Origin of the sequence: Paenibacillus sp. FSL R7-0026 (assembly GCF_038004485.1) — a bacterium.
Taxonomy (GTDB): Bacteria; Bacillota; Bacilli; order Paenibacillales; family Paenibacillaceae; genus Paenibacillus; species Paenibacillus xylanexedens_A.
Genome location: NZ_JBBORG010000001.1, coordinates 3032695 through 3053835 on the forward strand (window position 1 = coordinate 3032695; position 21141 = coordinate 3053835).

18 protein-coding genes are annotated in these 21141 nt (G+C 44.3%); 11 read left to right on the forward strand and 7 right to left on the reverse strand.

Annotation, left to right across the window (positions count from 1 at the left end):
* Window positions 1-136: 136 nt before the first annotated feature.
* A complete protein-coding gene (locus tag MKY44_RS13660; protein ID WP_341007487.1) occupies window positions 137-511 on the forward strand; it encodes a helix-turn-helix transcriptional regulator in 375 nt (124 codons plus the stop codon).
* Between the two features lie 28 nt (window positions 512-539).
* Window positions 540-2285 carry a cache domain-containing sensor histidine kinase gene (locus tag MKY44_RS13665; protein WP_341007488.1) on the forward strand — a complete coding sequence of 582 codons (1746 nt, stop codon included), beginning with the start codon at window positions 540-542 and terminating at the stop codon, window positions 2283-2285.
* Window positions 2286-2390: 105 nt separating this feature from the next.
* Here the strand turns inward: MKY44_RS13665 and MKY44_RS13670 are convergent, their stop codons facing one another.
* From MKY44_RS13670 to MKY44_RS13685, 4 genes are all read right to left on the reverse strand, one after another.
* The gene (locus MKY44_RS13670) at window positions 2391-3281 is read right to left on the reverse strand and encodes a carbohydrate ABC transporter permease (protein ID WP_124114740.1); all 891 of its coding nucleotides are present in this window, start codon (window positions 3279-3281) and stop codon (window positions 2391-2393) included.
* Window positions 3282-3299: 18 nt separating this feature from the next.
* Entirely contained in the window at window positions 3300-4190 is an 891-nt protein-coding gene (locus MKY44_RS13675) for an ABC transporter permease (protein ID WP_036615758.1), read from the reverse strand.
* A gap of 90 nt (window positions 4191-4280) precedes the next feature.
* Window positions 4281-5885: a hypothetical protein gene (locus MKY44_RS13680; protein WP_341007489.1), complete on the reverse strand. Its 1605-nt coding sequence runs from the start codon at window positions 5883-5885 to the stop codon at window positions 4281-4283.
* 186 nt (window positions 5886-6071) lie between these two features.
* Window positions 6072-7082, reverse strand: coding sequence for an alpha/beta fold hydrolase (locus tag MKY44_RS13685; RefSeq protein ID WP_310335427.1), 1011 nt, complete (start codon window positions 7080-7082; stop codon window positions 6072-6074).
* Window positions 7083-7206: 124 nt separating this feature from the next.
* Here MKY44_RS13685 and MKY44_RS13690 point away from each other — a divergent pair, with 124 nt between their 5' ends.
* Complete coding sequence (locus tag MKY44_RS13690) at window positions 7207-8091, forward strand: LysR family transcriptional regulator (RefSeq protein WP_249910659.1); 885 nt, start codon at window positions 7207-7209, stop codon at window positions 8089-8091.
* 111 nt (window positions 8092-8202) lie between these two features.
* Window positions 8203-8667, forward strand: coding sequence for an NUDIX domain-containing protein (locus MKY44_RS13695; protein WP_341007490.1), 465 nt, complete (start codon window positions 8203-8205; stop codon window positions 8665-8667).
* Between the two features lie 161 nt (window positions 8668-8828).
* Here the strand turns inward: MKY44_RS13695 and MKY44_RS13700 are convergent, their stop codons facing one another.
* Window positions 8829-9176 (reverse strand): winged helix-turn-helix transcriptional regulator, encoded by a 348-nt coding sequence (locus tag MKY44_RS13700; protein WP_341007491.1) that lies wholly within the window; start codon window positions 9174-9176, stop codon window positions 8829-8831.
* Window positions 9177-9310: 134 nt separating this feature from the next.
* On the opposite strand from MKY44_RS13700, the gene MKY44_RS13705 reads away from it, so the two are divergent.
* Window positions 9311-10225: a DsbA family oxidoreductase gene (locus MKY44_RS13705; protein WP_341007492.1), complete on the forward strand. Its 915-nt coding sequence runs from the start codon at window positions 9311-9313 to the stop codon at window positions 10223-10225.
* Between the two features lie 117 nt (window positions 10226-10342).
* Complete coding sequence (locus tag MKY44_RS13710; protein WP_341007493.1) at window positions 10343-10915, forward strand: hypothetical protein; 573 nt, start codon at window positions 10343-10345, stop codon at window positions 10913-10915.
* Between the two features lie 518 nt (window positions 10916-11433).
* Here the strand turns inward: MKY44_RS13710 and arfA are convergent.
* A complete protein-coding gene (gene arfA, locus MKY44_RS13715; protein WP_341007494.1) occupies window positions 11434-12942 on the reverse strand; it encodes an arabinosylfuranosidase ArfA in 1509 nt (502 codons plus the stop codon).
* Window positions 12943-13151: 209 nt separating this feature from the next.
* Here arfA and MKY44_RS13720 point away from each other — a divergent pair, with 209 nt between their 5' ends.
* The 5 genes from MKY44_RS13720 (at window position 13152) to MKY44_RS13740 (ending at window position 20069) form a co-directional block, all read left to right on the forward strand.
* On the forward strand, window positions 13152-14084 hold the full coding sequence (locus MKY44_RS13720) for an ArsR/SmtB family transcription factor (protein ID WP_341007495.1): 933 nt from the start codon (window positions 13152-13154) through the stop codon (window positions 14082-14084).
* A gap of 232 nt (window positions 14085-14316) precedes the next feature.
* Window positions 14317-15165: a BglG family transcription antiterminator LicT gene (gene licT, locus MKY44_RS13725; RefSeq protein WP_341007496.1), complete on the forward strand. Its 849-nt coding sequence runs from the start codon at window positions 14317-14319 to the stop codon at window positions 15163-15165.
* 158 nt (window positions 15166-15323) lie between these two features.
* Window positions 15324-17261 (forward strand): beta-glucoside-specific PTS transporter subunit IIABC, encoded by a 1938-nt coding sequence (locus MKY44_RS13730; protein WP_341007497.1) that lies wholly within the window; start codon window positions 15324-15326, stop codon window positions 17259-17261.
* A gap of 43 nt (window positions 17262-17304) precedes the next feature.
* Window positions 17305-18771, forward strand: coding sequence for a glycoside hydrolase family 1 protein (locus tag MKY44_RS13735; protein WP_341007498.1), 1467 nt, complete (start codon window positions 17305-17307; stop codon window positions 18769-18771).
* Between the two features lie 173 nt (window positions 18772-18944).
* Window positions 18945-20069 (forward strand): phosphotransferase enzyme family protein, encoded by a 1125-nt coding sequence (locus MKY44_RS13740; protein WP_341007499.1) that lies wholly within the window; start codon window positions 18945-18947, stop codon window positions 20067-20069.
* Window positions 20070-20165: 96 nt separating this feature from the next.
* Here MKY44_RS13740 and MKY44_RS13745 read toward each other — a convergent pair whose 3' ends face one another.
* The gene (locus MKY44_RS13745; protein WP_341007500.1) at window positions 20166-21017 is read right to left on the reverse strand and encodes an AraC family transcriptional regulator; all 852 of its coding nucleotides are present in this window, start codon (window positions 21015-21017) and stop codon (window positions 20166-20168) included.
* Window positions 21018-21141: the final 124 nt, after the last annotated feature.

Below are 21141 nucleotides of genomic sequence, written 5' to 3' on the forward strand. Positions count from 1 at the left end.
GCAATATATCATGGTAATGGAAACGATACATTCCCATCTATCCCGAGCTACGGAAAGAGGTGCACCTTCTTTAACAGAAAAATCACCCTATGAAATCGTTCTAAAGGGGGAGTATTGGGAGGATATCCACCAAGATATGCTTGCTCATATTGCATATTACTTCCAAAGCGATTCCCAAATCAAACAGGAAAGTACTTACACCGATCTCGCCACTGAATTGATCGACAAGTATTATGCGGAAGATATCTCACTGCAAAGTATCGCTAGCCAAATCAGTGTGAATCCGTCGTATCTCAGCCGTGTGTTCAAACAGGAACGAGGAGAGAACTTTATTACGTACTTGACCCGAGTTCGAATTGAACATGCCAAGGCGTATCTATTGAGCAGAGGAATGAGAGTGTATGAAATCGCAGAAAAGGTGGGCTACCATAATTACACGTACTTCAGTAAGATTTTCAAAAAATCGGTAGGTGTCACTCCTGAGGAATATCGAGAATTACAGCAGGGATGAATGTAATCGGTGAATAGAGGTGCAGCATATGAAGCATGTTCGGCCCTTCCGAATAAAGTACAAAATTATGGTGATCTGTATGACGGTCATTATCCTTCCGGTATTGGTGATGACAATCAATTCGTATTACTCCTCAGAACGGTTGTTGGCACAGAACTATACAACGTTGCTAAACGATCTGGCCAAACAGACGAATATCCGCATTGACGAGTTCCTCAAGGAGATTGAGAAAATTTCGCTGCTCGCCAGCAATGGTCTTAGTGACAATCTGTCTGCGACTGATGAAGGGAGTTTTCCGATCCAGGACTTCCTGCGAGAGGGTGATGAACAACATGAGATTGCCGCATACAATATTCTGATGAATTATATCATGATGAAAGATCGCGTATTCTCCATCTACCTCTACAATATGAACGGGGGGCAAGACCTTTTTGTCAGTCCACATCAACCCATTGATCCAAACTTCAAAGTAGCAAACGAATTGTGGTTTAAAAAGTTCATGCATGATAAGGATCGAACCATTACCCTCACAACACGAATCGACGAGCAATTGGAGAATAAAATACTGGCAGTGTCACACGCTCGCAAAATTCATGATGTGACTAGTGGAAAACTGCTTGGCGTGATTGTTGTCAGCATTGATATCAAATTCATCGAAATCGTCAATCGAAACTTGCAGGAAGGGCTGCGCTCCAGATTCATGATCGTTGATGAGGATGACAAGATCGTATATAACGTGAACGAACGATTAATCGGGACACTGTTCCGGGACAACGTTCGTCCGCCTGAAGCACTAAATGTCGTGGTGACCAGTCCCCTTAGTCAGCAAAAATGGACAACTTACTTATATATGCCTTTGGATGAGCTGACTGCTGATGGCAAAATATTGGGCCGTAATCTGGTGACGCTTGCCATAGTCATTGTTCTTTTTGCTGCCGTCATATCCATCTTTCTATCTCATGTCATCACAACTCCGATTAAGACGCTGCTCCGGAATATCGCTCTGGTCGAAAAAGGTCAGTTTGAACAAGTTGAACCTATTGGCTCAAGAGACGAGATTGGTCATTTATCCATTCGATTTAACAGAATGTCGCACGAATTGAAGCGGATGGTCGAACGGATGCAGCAGGAAGAAATAGAGAAAGCCAAGGCCGAGATGCGTGCGCTCCATGACCAGATCAAGCCTCATTTTCTGTATAACACCCTTGGGTCGGTGAAATGGATTGCCTCAATGCAGCAGGCTGATAAAATCGTGGAAATGACCGATGCACTAATCTCCATGCTCCGCTATGCAACAAAATCCGATGGAACCCTCGTAACCATTCGTGAGGAACTTGATAATATAACGAATTACGTAACGATTCAAAATGTCAGGTACTATGATTGTATTCAAATGCGATATGAGGTTGAGGATAGACTGCTGGATTATCGCATGCCCAAAATGATCCTGCAGCCCATTGTGGAGAATGCGATATTTCATGGACTCGCTGAACTCGAAGAAGACGGAATCATTACCATTCGGATTCAATCACAGCTGGATGAAGTTGTGATCCAAGTCTGCGATAATGGCGTCGGTATGGATCATCATACGATGCAGAATCTATTGGAAGAGAAGTCCGGTGCAGGTACGGGAACGAATGGGATTGGATTGCATAATGTGCAGCGGCGGATTCAACTTCATTTTGGGAAACCCTATGGAATACAAGTGGAGAGTAAAATGGGTGAAGGTACCATTTTCTCCATTCTGCTGCCTGCCATCATAGAAGCCAAATAGTCATTCATGCTTTCATTTATACATCTCATAATGCGGTACAGCGATCATAAAAATAAGTTTAGATATAAACAAAGGGCTCGCAGTATGAACTGCAAGCCCTTTTGTTCACCCTTTGACGCTACCTAGCACCAAACCTTTGGTGAAATATTTCTGTAAGAACGGATACACGAGTAAAATCGGAATGGCGCCCAGGAACATTTGAGCGGCGCGCCCCGTTCTGGCGTTCATCATGGACAACAGCTGCGTATAATCTGACCCAGATTTCAGCATGATTTGCTCAAAACTTTGCAGGAGGGTCTGGAGGTAACTTTGTAACGGATAATTGGCTGGATTGTTCATATAGATAATGCCATCGAACCAGGAATTCCAGTGGGCAACGATACTGAACAAACCAACCGTAGCGAGAGCGGGCTTGAGAAGTGGGAGTAGAATACGAAGCAATACTTGTACAGGCCCAGCACCATCGATAATTGCTGATTCTTCAATCTCCTCGGGCAGCCCCCGAATGAAATTCATGAGGATAATCATACTGAATACGGGGAGAGCTCCAGGCAGGATCAGAGACCATATGGAATCGATCAGTCCCATTTTGACGACCACGAGATAGGTTGGAATTAATCCTCCACTGAATAACATGGTTATTATGAAAAATCCCATATAGATATTACGCCCCATCAATTTTTGTTTTGATTTGGAGAGGGGATAAGCCGTGAGTACGATCAGAACCAGATTCACCAACGTTCCGATAACGGTTCGTTGAATGGCTACCCAGAGAGAGGAGAAAAATGATCCTCCAGTTAATGCAAATTCATAGGCTTTTGTCGTAAATTCCACAGGCCAGAACGTAACACTCCCCGCAGATACAGCTGCGCTGCTGCTGAATGAAACAGCCAGCAAGTTGATAAACGGCAGGATACATAGGAGAGAGATTAGAAGCAGTATGGTGTAGTTTATGATAAGAAATACACGTCTGCTCATACTTTTATCATAGATCATAATGTGAGTTCCTCCTTCTTAGAAGATACGATAACCAGCCACTCTGTAAGCCAGGATGTACGATACAGCAACGAGAACACTGGAAATGATCGATTTGAATAACCCGACAGCGGTACCAATTGAATACTGTGCTTGTTGAATTCCTAAACGGTAGACATAGGTATCAATAATATCACCCGTCTGATAGACAACAGGGGAGTAGAGATTATAGATTTGGTCAAAGCCAGCATTGAGTACGTTTCCAAGTGAAAGTACGGTCATTAAAACAATGGTTGGCATGAGGAGAGGCAACGTAATGTAGATGGTTTGTTTCCACCGTTTCGCTCCGTCGATCACCGCGGCTTCGTAAAGTCCCGGATCAATACTGGTCAGGGCTGCCAAATAAACAACCGTGCCAAACCCGAAACCTTTCCATATGTCACTCACAATCATCGTCCAAGGAAAAATAGAGGGTGTGCCAAGAAAGGAGATCGGTGCAATACCAAATACACTTAGAAATGTATTGATAATGCCGTCGGAGCTAAGGATATCCAGCATAATGCCAGCCATAATGACCCAAGAGAGGAAGTTCGGAATGTAGACAAGGGTTTGAAATGTACGTTTAATTCCACTGTGTAGTACCTCGTTAAGCAGTAATGCAAAAATTACGGGCACGATTATACCACCGATAATCTTAAAGACAGACATGTACAATGTATTCCAGATCGTTCTTACGAAGTTCGGCTGATTAAATATGTGGGTAAAATTATCCCATCCTACCCATGGCGAGTTGAATCCGAGGCCCGGATTGTACTTCTGAAACGCAATAATAAGTCCGTAGAAAGGGATGTAACAAAAGATGAAGACCAAGACCAGGCTTGGAATCAACATGAGATGGTAAGGACTCTGCTGCTTCCATTTTCTCAACATACATATTCCTCCGTTCCTTGTACGCCAAATGTAATCGCTATCAAAAAAAGGGGAGAGATGCCCCTCATCCCCTCTTTGTGACAAACGAGATTATTTCTTCCCGTAGGCTTCATTAACTGCCTGGGTTGCGTTATCGCCCCCGGCTGCACGCCAATTCTGGACAATAACATCGAAATAATCGATACTTTCGCTACCCATAATGATCTTAGTGAAACCTTCGGTCAGGATATCATCCAAGGTTGTGCCGTAGCTTGAAAGTATTTCTGGCGTAACACCCCATAAGGCCGTCTTTGTATAGTTCTCGCTGTCCAGTACTTTCTTGGCAAGCCCATACGCATTCTTTGGAGCCCCTTGTTGCAAATAATCACCAACTGCTCCTGGGGTTGCATTCTCCATGAATTCCACACTGTTGTTATATTTTTGCCACATACCCGACGTCGTGAGTCCACTGGTATCCTTGGATTGAAGGGCAGCGGAGACCGCCTCAAATTGCTCGTAATCGGAATTCGGATTAAGTACACGGAACGCTCCAACAACATGGGCAATATCGTTGTCCAGCAAGGCGGATAACGTTTCTGTGGATTCCTTGCCATTGCCTTCATCCACAATATAAGCATAGTCGTTCAAAATTTTGATCACTTCTTCAGGGCTCTTAAATCCCTTTTTCATAACGATATAATTGTTGTTGGCGAAGAAAATGGATTGTTTGGCTTCTTTCCCATCAACGGTAGGGATGATATAAGGGTAGAAGATGGCGTCCTTACCCAGATTGGATACCGTATCGACACCCGGATTATAACCCCACCACTGGTAATAAGGCTGCATTCCCACTTTGCCGGCTACGATATCCGCGTTCATCGCATTAAAGTCTTTGATTGCAAATTCCGGATCAATGATGCCTCGCTTGTACCATTCTGACCACTCAGCCAACGCATTTTTCATCTCAGGCTGCACGGAGCCGTACACGAGTTTTCCAGTGCTATCTTCCATCCACATATCCGGATGCGCATTCCATGCAATGGCCAGCAGGTTGAGGTAATCCAACGATTGGTCTACGGCTATACCATAACCACCGTGCTTTTCCATGAATTTTAGTGCGATATTTTTGATGTCTTCCACAGATTTCGGATCTTGGACTCCCAATTCTTCTTTCCAGTCGTTCCGGATCCAGATGAAGTCTGGCTGTTCAATTAATCCCCAGTGCATCTGTGGTATCCCGTATAGCTTACCGTCCTTCTTTCCAGATTCGTAACTGTCCGCATCTGCTTCCATGTAACCTTTGAGACGATCTGAAGCGTGTTGATCAAAGACCTCGGAAAGGTCCATGACCATATCTGCTTCGACTAACTGTCTCAGTTGTGATGGATTAACTCTGAATACGTCAGGAAGATCGTTCGATGCGATAGCCAAATTGAGTTTTGTATCGTACTCATCGCTAACCCAGTCTGTTTTGACATCAATATTAAATTTCTCTTTGTATCGCTTAATCCATACATTGTTGGTGATATCGTCGCCCTTTGGATATTTTGCAGAAGTGTATTCTGATGTTACGGTATGGATGGTGGTCGTTCCAGCCTCGTTGGAATCCTTGTCCGTCGTTGAACCTTTATCAGCACCGCTTCCATTGCTACAGGCTGCGAGTAATAAGGTTGACATGCACACAGACAAGACTAAGGCTTTTGTTTTCTTGTTCATTTCTTTTCCCCCTTATCAGTCGTAATTCAATATCGCTTACTTGAAAATATTCTAAACGAGAAAGGGGGAACGGGATATAAAGGTTATTGACGAGAACCGGTATCTTTTTTTACTTTTGAGTTGTAGCGGAGAAAAGATGAATGAGCTTTGTGCACTTTTTTTACTTTGTACTCCTTCTTTTTTTACTCATGTCTCCAAAAATTGCTTTAGATGATGATCGATAACGAGTGAATCCTCTTCGTTTGCTCCGATTCCAAAGCAGTGTCCCCACTTGGACTCTACAGGTTGATACACAGCGTTTGGCATATGCTGAGCATCATACGCACTGTCTTCTGGCGTGAAAAACAAGTCACTTGATCCTGGCATTACGAGTGCAGGAGCAGTGATCTTGCTTAACGCCTGTTCGAAGTTGCCGTCATCTACGGGATTATCGCTAATGTCTCCATAGATTCCTGTACGCAACATGGTAATCAAGTCGTTAGCATCGAAGGGAAGAAATACCTGATCCCAGTAATCTTCTACATAAGATTTCAAGGAGTTGTAACCCTCAGATTGATACAATTTCTCCAAATAGTACGCCTGCGAGAACCCCCATGGAGCATAAGCTCGTCCCATCGCTGCGAGACCGGCAACCGGAGGGCGCTCATATCTACCATTTTTATAATTCGAATCTGCCTGTAACGCCGCGATCATTGCTTCGAATACCAACTGTGTATGGGGTCTACTCTTTGCCGTTCCACCAAAGGGGGCAATACGCTCGACCATCTCAGGATAACTGGTTCCCCATTGATAAACCTGCATGGCTCCCAGAGACCAGCCCACAACCAGTTTGATTTTGGAGATACCGAATTTTTGAGTGATGAGTTGATGTTGGGCATGCACATTGTCATACATGGAGATGAGGGGGAAGTTGTTCTTATCATATGGGGCAGGGGTATTACTTGGAGAGGAAGATAAACCGTTACCCAACATATTGGGCACAACGATAAAATAGCGACTGGGGTCCAGTGCTTTGTCCGTTCCAATTAACCATTCATTATCTGTGTGAATTCCAGCAAACCATGTTGGGACAACAATAACATTGTCCTTTGCCGCGTTTAAGTTTCCATAGGTCTTGTAAGCGATAAAGGCTTGAGGGAGCTGTTGTCCCGATTGAAGTAATGTATCTCCAAGGTTATATGTTTCATAATCGTTCATAGATTGATTCTCCTTATAAAATAGTAATAACTTGATTTCACTCTACAATACGTCTATTATCAATTCAACGAAACGTTATCGAACATATCATTCATTTATTTTGAACTTAGGAGGTGTCTGACTCATGGAAATACGCCAGCTAAAAACCTTTTGGACACTTGCATCGACCTGCAGCTTTAGTCAAACTGCTGAATTATTGAGCTATGTACCGTCTACCATAACCATGCAAATCAAATCGCTGGAAGAAGAGCTCGGGGTGAAATTGCTGGATCGATTAGGCAAAAAGGTTGTGTTAACGGATGCTGGCCAACAGTTTCTGCCTTACGCCACTAAGATTTTAAACGATGTAGAGGAAGCAAAGTGTATATCCAGTCAGCACGGAGAATTGGCTGGAACGGTTGTGATCGGAGCAGACGAAGTGCTGTGTGCATATCTTCTTCCAGCCTTGTTCAAACGCTTCCGAGCGGACTATCCTGGTGTGCGGTTATTGTTCCGCCCCTTGTCTGGACAAGAGCTTAAATCGAGTCTGAGAGAAGGGCATGCCGATGTCGTCTTTGTATTGGATGAGCCTATGAATTCCAAAGACCTTCATTCAGAGTTTTTAAAGGATGAGACTTTTCAAATGGTGGTTTCTCCCGATCATATGTTAGCATCGCGTTCCGCGTTAGTTATTGATGACTTCCACAAACAGCATTTTTTGCTGACCGAAAAGAACTGTTCGTATCGCACTTATTTTGACCAATCCATAACAAAGAAAGGTGCAGATGCTCTGACAGAGCTGGAGTTTCATAGTGTAGAAGCCATTAAACAATGTGTTGCGGCTGGTCTAGGGATTGCTTTATTACCTGAAATGGCTTTGAAGAAAGAGTTGAGCGATGGAGAAGTGGTTGCTCTGCCGTGGGATTTATCAGATGTATCCTTTTCTGCGCAAATGCTCTGGCATCGGGAAAAATGGATTTCTCCGTCTATGGCTGCTTTCATGGAGGTCGCCAAGAGTGAGTTGATTTGATTGTTCAGAATTTGTTTAGATGTATGTGTTAAAATATTCTTTATGGAGATCGTGAGGTTAAATGGAATCAACCTTCAACAACATGATACAGATATATATGGGGGATTAGCAATGGAGAGAAAGATTAGAAATTCTGCAAAAGCATTGATCATTAAAGACGGGAAAATGCTGGCAATGAAGCAGGATGATAATGATGAAGTCATCTACATCCTGCCTGGTGGGAGCCAGAATGCAGGTGAAACCCTGACGGATGCTGTAAAGCGTGAAGTTGCGGAAGAAATCGGAATAGATGTAGAACCGTTATCACTGGAATTCGTAATTGAAGGGGTATACGGTGAAGCTCTTCATCGTGTAGATTTTGTTTTTTTATGCGAGTACATAGGTTTGATGGACCAAGATAGTTCTATTCTGCCAAGTGACGAAAACCAAGTGAAATATGAATGGCTCGAAATTAAAAATATAAACGAACTACCTTTATTTCCTTCAAAATTACGAAAGCAGATCATTAGATTGGTTGAGGGAGAAAAAACGGTTATGTATTTAGGAAATGAGGAAGATGACGACCTGAATAGTTAGATGAGTACACGTCGTAAACAAGCGGCTGTCTTGCATTTATAAAGGAAAGGCTATTTCAAAGGACGTGCGCTCCAGTGAAATAGCCTTTTTGCCGTTGAACAAAGTGTACAGAGCGATTAGAAAATGAACATCTAGACTAAGGGGTTACACAAGGCCAGGCGTTATAGTTCTTGTTCCTTCAAGCCTGCTGTCATATTTTTCTGACCCCACAGTACCATGGATTCAATTAAAGGAACCAATTCCTTGCCCGATTCTGTGAGCGAATACTCCACTCTCGGTGGCACCTCGTTATATTGCTCCCGATGCACGATGCCGGAATGAATCAAATCCTTCAAACAGTTCGTTAACATCGTTCCGGTAATGCCAGGCAGTCTTCTTTTTAATTCATTGTAACGTATACAGTCATTTTCACTGAGGATTGCCAGGATCGGAAGATTCCACTTGCCTCCAATGACCTGAAATGCATAAGTCGCAGGACATAACTGATCAAAATTAAACTCGTATTTCACTTGATACCCTCCAATAGTATACTTTTTGATACTAAGTCAGAAAAAGAATCGTACTTGTTCAGAAGATTGTAGACATTATAATCAAACTAACACAAGAAAATCAATTCATAAGACAATATAAAGGCGGGATACACGTGAGTAACGAATCTATGATGTGTGATCTGGAAACAGGCGTATGTGGTGTGAGCGAAGAAGAGGCGATGCAAGAAATCAATCTGAATCACGTTGAGAAAAGGATAACTCTTTATTACGCAACAGATCCGATCTGCTCTCACTGCTGGGCGCTTGAGCCTGTGCTTCATCGGTTTATTGAGGAATACGGTCATTATTTTACGCTGCAAATTAAAATGGGTGGGCTACTGGCTAACTGGAATGGTTTCTCGGATGGCGCTAACGGGATTCAGAAACCTTCAGATGTTGCAGAGCATTGGAAGGAAGTGGGTGAACATTCACGCATGCCCATCGACGGTTCCTTATGGCACGATAATCCAATACTTTCTTCCTATCCGCCATCTCGCGTATTTAAGGTCATTCAGAGTACACACCCTGGTAAAGAACATGAATTTTTAAGGCGTGCGCGTGAAGCCGTGTTTGCATTTAATCAAAATATTGGAGAAGATGATGTGCTGACGGATATCGTCAATCAACTGGATTTGAATGGAAAAGAAGTGGTTGAGGCGGCTGCACAGCAATCTGCACAAGATTTATTAGAGGAAGACTTTGAGAGTGTCGCTAGTTTGGGAGTTAGAGGTTTCCCATCCATTATCATTGTGAATGAAGAGAACCAGGGTATAAAAATTGTCGGAGCGCGTTCTCTTGAAACATATGTGCAAGCACTTCAGCAGGTGTTCGGTGGTGATCTGAAACCCAAACAGATAACCTCGTTGGAACAGAAAATCAATGAGGGACACCTTCTTTTTTCTAAAGAAATGGAGGTCTTGTACAATATCGAAAAGAGTGATATTGAATCTTATGTGAAATCTGAATTGGCAGAGCACACATATCGTATGGGTCATATTTTGAATGAGATGTATATCGAGCATATCTGAGACAGGAGCCGTGTTAGAATCTTCCTGCTTTCGGCACACGGATGTGTTATTCGCACAGGCAAGTCGTCCACCCATTGCGTAGACTGAAGTAGATCAAGTCAAGTGGAGGTGAATTCCATGGCTAAAACCAATGAAATACACGTCCGGGTGAAACGGCTCAAGGATCGCCCAGTCTGCGTGACTCTTCATAATGGCGAGACGTACGTCGGGTACATCTCTGGCGTTAACAGTGAAGGCGTAGTGCTTACCGGGGGCGGAAAGCTTGCACAGGCCGCAATCACAGCACCCTCATCTGAAGGCAGTGCTCGCAAAACCAAACCTAAAGCAGGGGCTACGAGAAAAACAGCATCCTCTCGAAACCGTAAACGGGTGAACAGCACACGTAAGTCGCAAGTACGATCCCGGTCGATGTCTCGTTCAACGTCTAGGCAAGCCCAGGTATCCTCTTTCATGCCTATGCTAGGCTCATTGTTAGGTGGCTTTGGCGGTGCCGGCTCGATTGGAGGTATGTTAGGCGGGGGTATGCGGTTGTTTGGCATGATCCAGCGGTTTACACCTGTGGTCAAAATGGGGTATGGCATGATTAAGCAGATTCAGCCATTTATGGGGGCAGTTCAAGGGCTGATGACTCCAGCGAGCCAGGCAGCTCAGGCTGAAACCGATGGTGAAGAGGAAGCACAACAAGGATAATACTTGAAATGAAAATCGTGAAATAGAACACAACCTTCGTTGCATTTGGTAAGGAAGGATTGCTAGTATGTTGGGTGATCTGATCTCTTTCTGATCTGTTCTGTTCTGTTCCTTATCTTCTCCGCTAGATGCTTAACTGCAAGCTGCTCTCCGTACGGCAAACGGAGGGTGGCTTATTTGCTTATCTAACGAACATGACAAACCCTATTCGCTGCAAAATGTGAGATATAGTGTGAAAAAGAGGCTGATTCTGCAGCATAACTTCTCCTGTGTTCGTTAGAATTAAAATCCGCCCGAATCGGGTTAAATAAGACTCCCTGTGTTCGTTAAATTCGTTCGTTGCGAGGAATAAAAACTGAGATTTCCAATACGCACCACACGTCTAACTTTGGAACTGTGTAGTTCGGCCAACCACTGTCATACAGCAAAAAGCACCGTGCGCAGGGAGCTGCACGCGGTGCGAAAAGCAATGCTGTATTGCAGAGTGGAAACGATTCTATTCCGCTGTTATTAAGCCTTTATGCCTGTTTGGTTTTGAGGCGAATCACGTTCCACGACGCTTTGTTCAGTACAGCTTGCACTTTACCTTGATCCAAGGTTGTGTGTCCGCCGTTGTGAGGAACAACGTTACGTGGGTTCTCTTTGGTATTGGTGGCTTTCAAGTCGTTGTTCTCCAATACGATATGCTCCACAAATGTGGTTTCTCCGAAGGAACGCAGATCCACATTCAGTTCCAACTTCTCATCCAGATGTCTGTTCACCGCAAAGATTGTGATCGTGCCGTTCTCTTCATCATGTACACTGATCGCTTCGAGATAAGGCACATCTGTAAAGTCTTTGGAATCATATTTAGGTGAAGAGGTGATGGATCGCAACACCGTACCACGACCGAAGTTGGATGCGTGCATGAACGGGAAATAGGTCGTCTGGAACCAGATCGCTCCGTTATTCTCGGTCATAATTGGTGCAATGGTGTTAATTAACTGAGCAAGGCAAGCCATTTTTACACGGTCGGCGTGCTTGAGTATGGTAATCAGATAACAGCCCACAGCTAGTGCATCTTCATGTGTATACACATCTTCAAACTCTGGAGGCGCAATCTGCCACCGTTCTTCCATACGGCTTGTGCCGATGGATTTCCAGACATTCCATTCATCCAGAGACAGCATTAATTTCTTTTTGCTGCGTTTCTTGGCTTGTACAAAATCACAGATTGAAGCCACACTATCAATAAATTGATCCAGATCCAGCGATGTCGCCAGGAAGTCATACGTGTTGTCTTTATTGTTGTTGTAATACTGATGCAGGGACAAGTAGTCCACATTTTCATAGGTGAGATCCAGCACGGTTGCTTCCCAATCTGCAAATGTACTCATGTCACGGCTGGAACTGCCGCAAGCCACAAGCTCAATTTCCGGATCAACCCATTTCATCGCTTTAGCGGTCTCATTGGCAACACGGCCATATTCATATGCAGTCATTGCACCAATCTGCCAAGGGCCGTCCATTTCGTTGCCTAGACACCAGGTTTTGAATTTATGCGGGTCCTTGTAACCGTGAGAGATACGCAGATCACTCCAGTATGTGCCAGATGGGTGGTTGCAGTATTCGATCAGGTTTCTGGCCGCATCAATGCCGCGAGTACCCAGATTTACAGCCATCATCACTTCGGTTCCAACCAGTTTGGCCCAATCTGCAAATTCGTTTGTTCCCACCGCATTCGTTTCAATCGTCCACCAAGCGAGTTCAAGTCTGCGTTTACGCTCCGCTACCGGACCAACGCCGTCCTCCCAATTGTAACCGGATACAAAATTGCCGCCCGGATAACGAACAATTGGCACATTCAGAGCCTTGATCGCTTCAATAGCATCCTGACGGAAACCTTGAGCATCTGCCGTGGGATGACCTGGATCATAAATTCCGCCGTATACGGCCCGTCCCAGATGTTCTATAAATGAACCATAGACACGCGGATCTACTTCCGCAATCTGAAAGTCTTTATCGATAAGCATTTTGGATGTAAGCATGGTAAGTACCTCCATTGGATGAATTCATATTTTTGAAAGAATTAACAGTGGTATTGAATTCGCTTAAAAGCAAAATCAAATCATTGATTTGTTATCTAATATGTATCATAATGCTTATATATTGAGCAAGTTCATTTTTATGAGTTCGCAAAATAACGAATCCTGAAATTGAAATAGATCGATTTTACTCAAAAAAGGAAGTGAACATCATGATGCTTGGGACAGATGCAGCTTCATTGCTAATTTACGAGGCACTGGCAAGTGAAGCCCGTTTAAACATTGTGCGCCTGCTGCTACAAAACAGGGAAATGCATATCAATGCGCTTGCCCAAGAGCTTTTTCTGAGCAAAGCTATTGTAAGTACACATGTAAGCAAGCTGCAAAAAGCCGGAATTGTCGGTAGCCGAATGAAACGGGAGAACGGTGGAACCTATAAATACTGTTTTATCGTACGAGAGTTCATGACTATTAACCTGTCACCAGAGCCTGTTGATGCTCCCTACCATGAAATATCCATACCGGTAGGTCAGTATACAGATTATGAAGCGTGGCCGACCTGCGGGATTGCGACAACTACGCAGATGATTGGACAGTACGACACACCGGCCTGCTTTATGGACCCGGATCGGGTGAACGCGGGAATACTTTGGATGGCACGAGGTTTTCTTGAATATAAGATTCCCAATTATCTATACAATGATCAGCATCTTCGAGAGATTGAAATTTCCCTTGAATTAAGCTCGGAAGCACCAAAGGTGAACGAAAACTGGCCGTCAGATATTCGCTTTACCCTTAACGGCAATGACCTTGGTACTTGGACAAGCCCTGGCGATTTCGGAGATCGGAAAGGTAAACATACGCCACTATGGTGGAAGCTGGATGTCAACCAGTATGGTGTATTGAAAATGCTGCGTATTAACGGGGAGGGCACGTTTATTGATGGTCAGCGCATCTCGGACGTGTGCGTTCAAGACCTGAATCTGGGTGCATCCACCTATTGGACCTTTGGATTGAAACCGGAAGAGGGCGTAGCTGGCCGAGGCGGGCTTACCCTTTTTGGCAAAGGTTTTGGCAACTATGATCAGGATATTTTGATTCGATATTATTATGATGCTCAGAAAAATAAAACTCCAGACGAATAGGATTTTCGTTTTGATGTCAGTTTATAGAGGGAAAGTTCCACGATGAACCACCTGCAGAACAATTCCAGAGTAATGGTATTGACAACGATTACATAGCTGATATAAGATACAGCTATATAAGGAGTGTCACTGATTCGATCAGGCACCACCAAAGTCTGGATTTCACAAGTTTGTTTATTACTTGTGTATTGGACATTGGTGGTGCTTTTTGCATACTGGGGGTGATTGCATCATGAGGTTTAAAAAATCGTTAAATAACAACATCGCACTGGCGGAAGACGCCGAAGGCTGCGAAGTCATTGTCATCGGAACGGGTGTTGGCTTCAAAAAAGTAAAAGGACAGCCGATTGAGCAGAGCCAGATCCAGAAAATGTTCCGAATCGGCTCGAATGATAAATATCAGCGAGTTGAGCAATTTCTCAGTGATATCCCACTGCAAGTCATCGACATTACGGATCAGATTATTGAAGAAGGCAAGACAATGATCGGAAAAAAGCTGAATGACTCGATCCTGTTAACACTTGCGGACCATATTCATTTTGCGCTGGATCGTTTCAAAAAAGGCGTGGATGTGCAAAATCCGCTTCATTGGGACATTCGCCATCTATATCCTGCCGAATACCGTGCCGGAGAATGGGCAGTTCAAAAAATCAATGATGCTTTTCTAGTCTCACTGCCATCTGGTGAATCAAGCTCTATTGCCCTTCATTTCGTGAACTCACAATTCGACTCGGGCAGTATGAACCAAACGATTAAAATTACACAGATGATTAACGACATTTTAGGTATCATGACCGAACATTTTAGGATGACACTGAATCAGGAATCTGCTGATTTTTCCAGGTTCATCACCCATCTGAGATACTTCATTGTTCGTCAGTTGAACCGGGAAGTGCTCTCGTTCAAAGATCAGCAATTTTTATATGATGTATTGTCGGAGCGATATCCTGTCAGCTTCCAATGCGCACTCAAAATAAAGGAGGCGATGGAGCAGCAACGCGGATTCGTGATTACTCCCGATGAGATGGTATATCTCATGATCCACATCGAGAGAGTGACATCCCGTACCGATACGGATTGATCTCCATACAACCTGTTTGAAGTTATACCATCATCAATATGAATTGAATATGGAGTGTTACTGATTCGATCAGGCACCACCAAATGTTTCCGACTCCGCATCTGTGGCGGGCCGGTATTACATTTGGTTTTTTTTTCGCCAAAAAAGGAGGAAGCAACATGAATCATCGGGAGTTGTCCAAAGAAATTATCCAGTTAACAGGAGGGCAAGAGAATATTACCCAAGCCTGGCATTGCATCACACGGCTTCGTTTCAACGTTCGAGAGCAAAACAAAGTTCAACTGGAACAGATTAAAGCACTTGATGGCGTGCTCGGCGCACAGTTTCAGAACGATCAGTTTCAAGTGGTTATTGGCAACCAGGTTGCAGCCGTATATGAGCAGATCGAGGATCAGTTGAAGCAGAGCAGTATATCGCAGCCTGAAGCAGACGCGCCACGCTCTAAAGGGATTAATGCTGTTTTGGATACGATCTCCGGCATTTTCACTCCGATTCTGCCTGCCATCGTAGGTACCGGGATGTTAAAGGGGATTCTGGCACTGCTCGTTACACTTGGAGCGATACAGGAGAAAAGCGGGGAGTATCAAGTTCTGTCTTCAATCGCAAATGCGGCCTTTTATTTCTTGCCTTTCCTTCTGGCTGTATCGTCTGCGCGCAAGTTCAAAGTGAATGAATATATCGCCCTAACGCTTGCAGGTACTTTATTGTATCCAACGTTTCTGAATGCGTATCTGGCAAACCAGCTTGAACCGATTCGTTTTCTCTCGCTGCCCGTGTCGATTGTGAATTATACCCAGTCCGTTATTCCCATTATTCTGGGTGTGTGGCTTCTGAGTTATGTACATCGCTGGGTGGATCGTTTTATTCCCGGTCCGGTCAAAGTCATCTTTACTTCGATGATTGTGTTAGTCATCACGGTGCCGATTCTATTAATTGCGATTGGCCCCCTCGGGAATTACATGGGCATCTATCTGGAAATGGGTACTTCCTGGCTCTTTGCCCATTCGGGTCCTTTAACCGGCATTATTCTCGGGGGTCTCATGCCTCTGATTGTTATGACTGGAATGCATTATGCGTTCTTCCCAGGCACATTGCAGAATCTGAGCAAACTCGGATATGACGTGCTTTTGCTGCCGATCAACCTGATAACCAATATGAGTCAGGCTGGTGCAGTCACGGCTGTTTTCCTCAAGACCAAAGATAAAAGAATGAAATCCATTGCTTTATCCAGTGGCATATCTGCCTTGCTTGGCATTACTGAACCTGCACTGTACGGTGTCACCTTGAAGCTGAAAAAACCATTTTACGCTTCACTCATCGGTGGAGCAGCGGGGGGCGGCTTTATTACCGCAGTGGGTCTGAAATGCTTCGGTTTTGCTGTACCAGGATTGCTGTCACTTCCGTTATACATTGGCCCGAATGGTGGCATGTCTAATTTCTGGTTTGCATTAATCGGAATTGGCATCAGCTTTAGTGTTTCCTTCGTGGTGACTTTGCTGCTGAAATGGGATGAGCCAAATGCACACAATTCTGCAATGTCCGACTCAGCACAAACAGTAACCGAACAGGAACAGGATACAACCACTGCCTTTTCTCAAGAAACGGTGACACCTGTCACAGTACATTCCATTGAGGATAAGAAAGGGGAGGTGTTCAGCCCGCTCACTGGTGAATTGGTGCCGCTCGCAGAGCTTCCGGATCAAACGTTTGCCGAGGAATTGACCGGGAAAGGTATTGCCATTCGTCCGCAGGATGGACGTGTTACAGCTCCTTTTGACGGAACCGTCACGTTGGTTGCCAAAAGTAAACATGCGATTATGCTGACCTCGTCCAGTGGAATCGACATTCTCATTCATGTTGGTCTAAACAGTGTGTCGCTCAAAGGGAAATATTTTGACGTGAAGGTTGTTGCCGGACAAGAAGTGAAGAAGGGTGATTTGCTTCTGGAATTTGATATGGATGGCATCCAGGGTGCGGGTATTGATCTTGTGACACCAGTCATTGTAACCAATACGCCGGATTACCTCGATGTAGTACCTGTTCAGGTGAAGGGGGTGATTCCAATGAATGAATTGCTTTTGCTCACCGTTCGTTGACAGCTTCATGAATACCACATACAAAAAAAAGGAGAGAAACAACATGACAAAAACAATTAAACACTCATTTCCTAAAGGATTTTTATGGGGCGGAGCTACCGCTGCCAATCAGCTCGAAGGTGCATATGACGCAGACGGCAAAGGACTATCTACCTCAGACATGGCTCCATTCGTTCCACATGAGGAGCGCAATGGCAAGGATTTCACCTTCGACGTGGATTCAGTTCAATTGGAAGAATATCTGAGCGGTAACACCAACGTATATTTTCCGAAACGGAACGGCGTGGATTTCTATCATCGCTACAAAGAAGACATTGCCTTGTTTGCAGAGATGGGTTTCAAAGTATTTCGTCTTTCGATCGCGTGGACACGGATCTTCCCAACAGGAGAAGAAGCCGTTCCCAATGAAGCTGGTCTTGCCTTCTATGATAACGTGCTCGACGAACTCTTGAAATATGGCATTGAGCCGCTCGTAACGATCTCTCACTACGAGATGCCCGTAGAGTTAACCCGCAAATACAACGGCTGGGAAAGCCGCGAGATGATCGATCTGTATCTGAAATTTGCCAATACGCTGTTTGACCGTTACAAAGACAAAGTGAAATACTGGATCACCTTCAATGAAATGAACATGATGCTGACAAGTCTGTATACTGGCGGCGGCATTCTAGAAGATAAAATCAAGGGAAACCCGGAGCAAGTGGCTTATCAGGCAACGCATCATCAGTTTGTTGCTAGTGCGCTGGCTGTCAAAAGCGGAAAAGAGAAAATGCCGAATGCACAAATCGGCTGTATGATCTGCCGTCTGGAAACGTATGCTGCTTCTAGTAAACCGGAGGACGTTCTGCAGACGTTGAAGGAAGATCAGATGAACCTGTTCTACCCAGAGGTGCAGGCACGAGGCGAATACCCATCCTATATGCAAAGATATTTTGAGGAAAATGGCATTGAACTGGTTAAAGCTCCTGACGACGATGCCATTATCCGGGACAATACCGTGGACTTTATTGCTTTCAGTTATTACATGACGTATATCGGAAAATATGACCCGAATGACAACAGCAACTCTGGTATGCTGGTCAGTCAGATCAAAAACCCGCATCTGAAAGCTACCGAATGGGGATGGCCTATCGATCCAATTGGTCTTCGCGTCGCGCTGAACCGATTGTATGATCGTTACCGGATGCCGCTTTTCATCGTTGAGAACGGGCTGGGTGCTATCGACACACCGGAAGAGGACGGGGCAGTGCATGACCCTTATCGCATCAATTACTTGCGCAGCCACATTGAGCAGATGAAAGAAGCTGTCGCTGACGGCGTTGAATTGATGGGTTTCACTAGCTGGGGACCTATCGATATCATTAGCTGCTCGACTTCTGAAATGGGCAAACGTTATGGTTTCATTTATGTAGATCAAGACAATGCCGGCAACGGTTCGCTTGAAAGAACCCGCAAGGATTCCTTCTACTGGTACAAACAAGTTATTGAAACGAACGGAGAAATCCTGTAATTATAAAAAATTCTTACACGCCGCCCGTATGGGCGGTTCTTTATTTTACACTAGTAAAATCAGGGATAATTATGTAAAATTGTGATATTAAAACAAGAGGAGTGAATTCAATGTCTAACAAGGTGATTGTGCTTTAGGTTCACAGAAGGATATTTGCGTTACAGGGATTCCTTTTGTGGACATTGCAGTGCGGGAAACCGTCCAAACAATGTTTACTGGAGGAGATTATTATTAATTTTAACGAAGCTGTTAACATCAGCAATACACATGTACTGACGCAGGTACCCGAGCTGTTTCATCTGGAGGGTTACGATATTCAGCTTATTCCGCCTCATGAGGGTGGACGGAATGTCGTTTACACCTGTGAGCAAGAGGGACGTGAATCGCTAATTCTCCGAGTGTCTTTTTTGCCTGACAGAAAGCGTGAAGATTACATTGCCGAACTGGAGTATGTCCGGTATTTATTTGAGCACGGTGCAAGTGTCTCGAATGTAGTCAGCTCGAAAAAGGGCCATCTGTTAGAAGAGATCACTTATGATGAGCATACGTTCTTTGTCTGTATGTTTGTGAAAGCCAAGGGGAAGTTGCTGGTAGAAAACCATTATCAGTACCGGGAAGGCGTTCCACTTAGCGAATACCATTATAATAGCGGAAAAGTTCTGGGCAGAATGCATCAACTATCGAAAGGGTACACTCCCGTCCATCGCCGGCATCATTTGATTGACAATTACAGCGGTGAGAATATCGATAACCTGGTACCTGAATCATTTCCTCTGCTTAAGGAGAAGATGGTTGAGCTTCTGAATACCTTACAAGGTTTGGATACAAACCAGGAAACATTCGGCATGATTCATTTCGATTATAATGACGGGAATTACTCAATCGATTTTGATACCGGACAGATCACCGTGTATGATTTTGATAATTCATGCTTCGGTTGGTATATGGTTGATCTGGCAGATCTATGGACACACGGCGTCGGCTGGATTCAATTTGAGCCGGATGCGGATAAACGCAAACAGTTCATGGATGACTATTTCCAAACCGCCCTCGCTGGATATACTTCCGAAACCAAGATCGAAGATTCGATGCTGGAGAAGCTGCCTTTATTTATTCAAATCACCCTTCTGGAAAATATTCTAGGTCAATTTGAGGAAATGCAGCGTGCTGGCGAAGAACCGGAAGCTGACGAAGCACTGTTGTATCTCATTAAATGTCTGGAAGAGGATATACCGTATAAAGGATTTTTCCATGAGATGTATACCACTGAAGCTCCTTTTGAGTATGAGGGACGCTGAAGGGAGCTGTACCTAAACTAAACCCTGAATAACCAAGGATTCATCAAGTGGGGGCAGCCGGATTGATCGGTTGCCTCTTTGTTTGTCTGCGGCATGTTATTCAAATTTGGAAGGGGGCACGTTGTAGAATTTTTTGAATGCTTTGGAGAACGTAAAGGGGTCGGGATAACCCAGAAATCCGGCAATTTGCTGGATCGTATATTTTTTCTCGTACAGATAGTCTCTGGCCCGGTTCATTTTGATCTGATTGATGTACTGTCCAGGTGTTATACCGAGAATTTTTTTGAACAAAGAAATAAAATATTTCTCAGAGACGCCGGTAATATCTGCAAGTTCGTTAACTCGGATGGCACGATGCAGATTCTCATCCACGTATGAGAACACATTCTGTAGAACCTCCAGACTTCCTTCGATTTTCCTCAGTTTCCGGTCTTTCAGAAACTCACCGTGATATAAGCCTTGCCCGTGTAATTCCAAAATTTTAGCAATGACGAGAAGCAGAGAGGCTTTCAAGTAAAGTGGACTGGCGGAAGCGCCGCTGCTCTGCTTGAATCTTCGATAGGACGAGGTGAACAGCGTTGATTCCTCTTGAATCAGATTACCAGGTACAATGCCCGGGAGCTGAAACTCGCCGAGAATTCTTTTTTTCTCAGCGATGCTGAAATCAAAGTGAATGTAAACGAATCGGCAAAACTCTCCGGTCGTGGAAGCCATATAGGGCATATCCGGATAAAAAAACACGACGTCACCCGGGTTCGCCATATGCTCGATTCCATCGATGGTAATCTGGACGGAGCCTGCTGTAATGAACCACAGATCATAATCGGAATGAGACTTGTGCTCCGTCCAATTACTGTCGTGCGTTTGTTCCAAATAAGAGCTCATGCGAAGTGTGATATACTCCGAAAGTTCGTCGATTATACTCATATTTACAGTTCCTGTGTGCATCTAATCCAACCTAATCCTCTCGACTTTATGACATCCTTCATTTTTGATTATCGTAACAAAGGTTTTATATCTTATTAGCTATCGTACCATATGACATGTATTGAAAACTATCACACATTCCGAT

Coding starts and splice junctions, on each gene's coding strand:
- MKY44_RS13660 (WP_341007487.1), top strand. CDS start 137: ATGCTTGCTCATATTGCATATTACTTCCAAAGCGATTCCCAAATCAAA.
- MKY44_RS13665 (WP_341007488.1), top strand. CDS start 540: ATGAAGCATGTTCGGCCCTTCCGAATAAAGTACAAAATTATGGTGATC.
- MKY44_RS13670 (WP_124114740.1), bottom strand. CDS start 3,281: ATGATCTATGATAAAAGTATGAGCAGACGTGTATTTCTTATCATAAAC.
- MKY44_RS13675 (WP_036615758.1), bottom strand. CDS start 4,190: ATGTTGAGAAAATGGAAGCAGCAGAGTCCTTACCATCTCATGTTGATT.
- MKY44_RS13680 (WP_341007489.1), bottom strand. CDS start 5,885: ATGAACAAGAAAACAAAAGCCTTAGTCTTGTCTGTGTGCATGTCAACC.
- MKY44_RS13685 (WP_310335427.1), bottom strand. CDS start 7,082: ATGAACGATTATGAAACATATAACCTTGGAGATACATTACTTCAATCG.
- MKY44_RS13690 (WP_249910659.1), top strand. CDS start 7,207: ATGGAAATACGCCAGCTAAAAACCTTTTGGACACTTGCATCGACCTGC.
- MKY44_RS13695 (WP_341007490.1), top strand. CDS start 8,203: ATGGAGAGAAAGATTAGAAATTCTGCAAAAGCATTGATCATTAAAGAC.
- MKY44_RS13710 (WP_341007493.1), top strand. CDS start 10,343: ATGGCTAAAACCAATGAAATACACGTCCGGGTGAAACGGCTCAAGGAT.
- arfA (WP_341007494.1), bottom strand. CDS start 12,942: ATGCTTACATCCAAAATGCTTATCGATAAAGACTTTCAGATTGCGGAA.
- MKY44_RS13720 (WP_341007495.1), top strand. CDS start 13,152: ATGATGCTTGGGACAGATGCAGCTTCATTGCTAATTTACGAGGCACTG.
- licT (WP_341007496.1), top strand. CDS start 14,317: ATGAGGTTTAAAAAATCGTTAAATAACAACATCGCACTGGCGGAAGAC.
- MKY44_RS13730 (WP_341007497.1), top strand. CDS start 15,324: ATGAATCATCGGGAGTTGTCCAAAGAAATTATCCAGTTAACAGGAGGG.
- MKY44_RS13735 (WP_341007498.1), top strand. CDS start 17,305: ATGACAAAAACAATTAAACACTCATTTCCTAAAGGATTTTTATGGGGC.
- MKY44_RS13745 (WP_341007500.1), bottom strand. CDS start 21,017: ATGCACACAGGAACTGTAAATATGAGTATAATCGACGAACTTTCGGAG.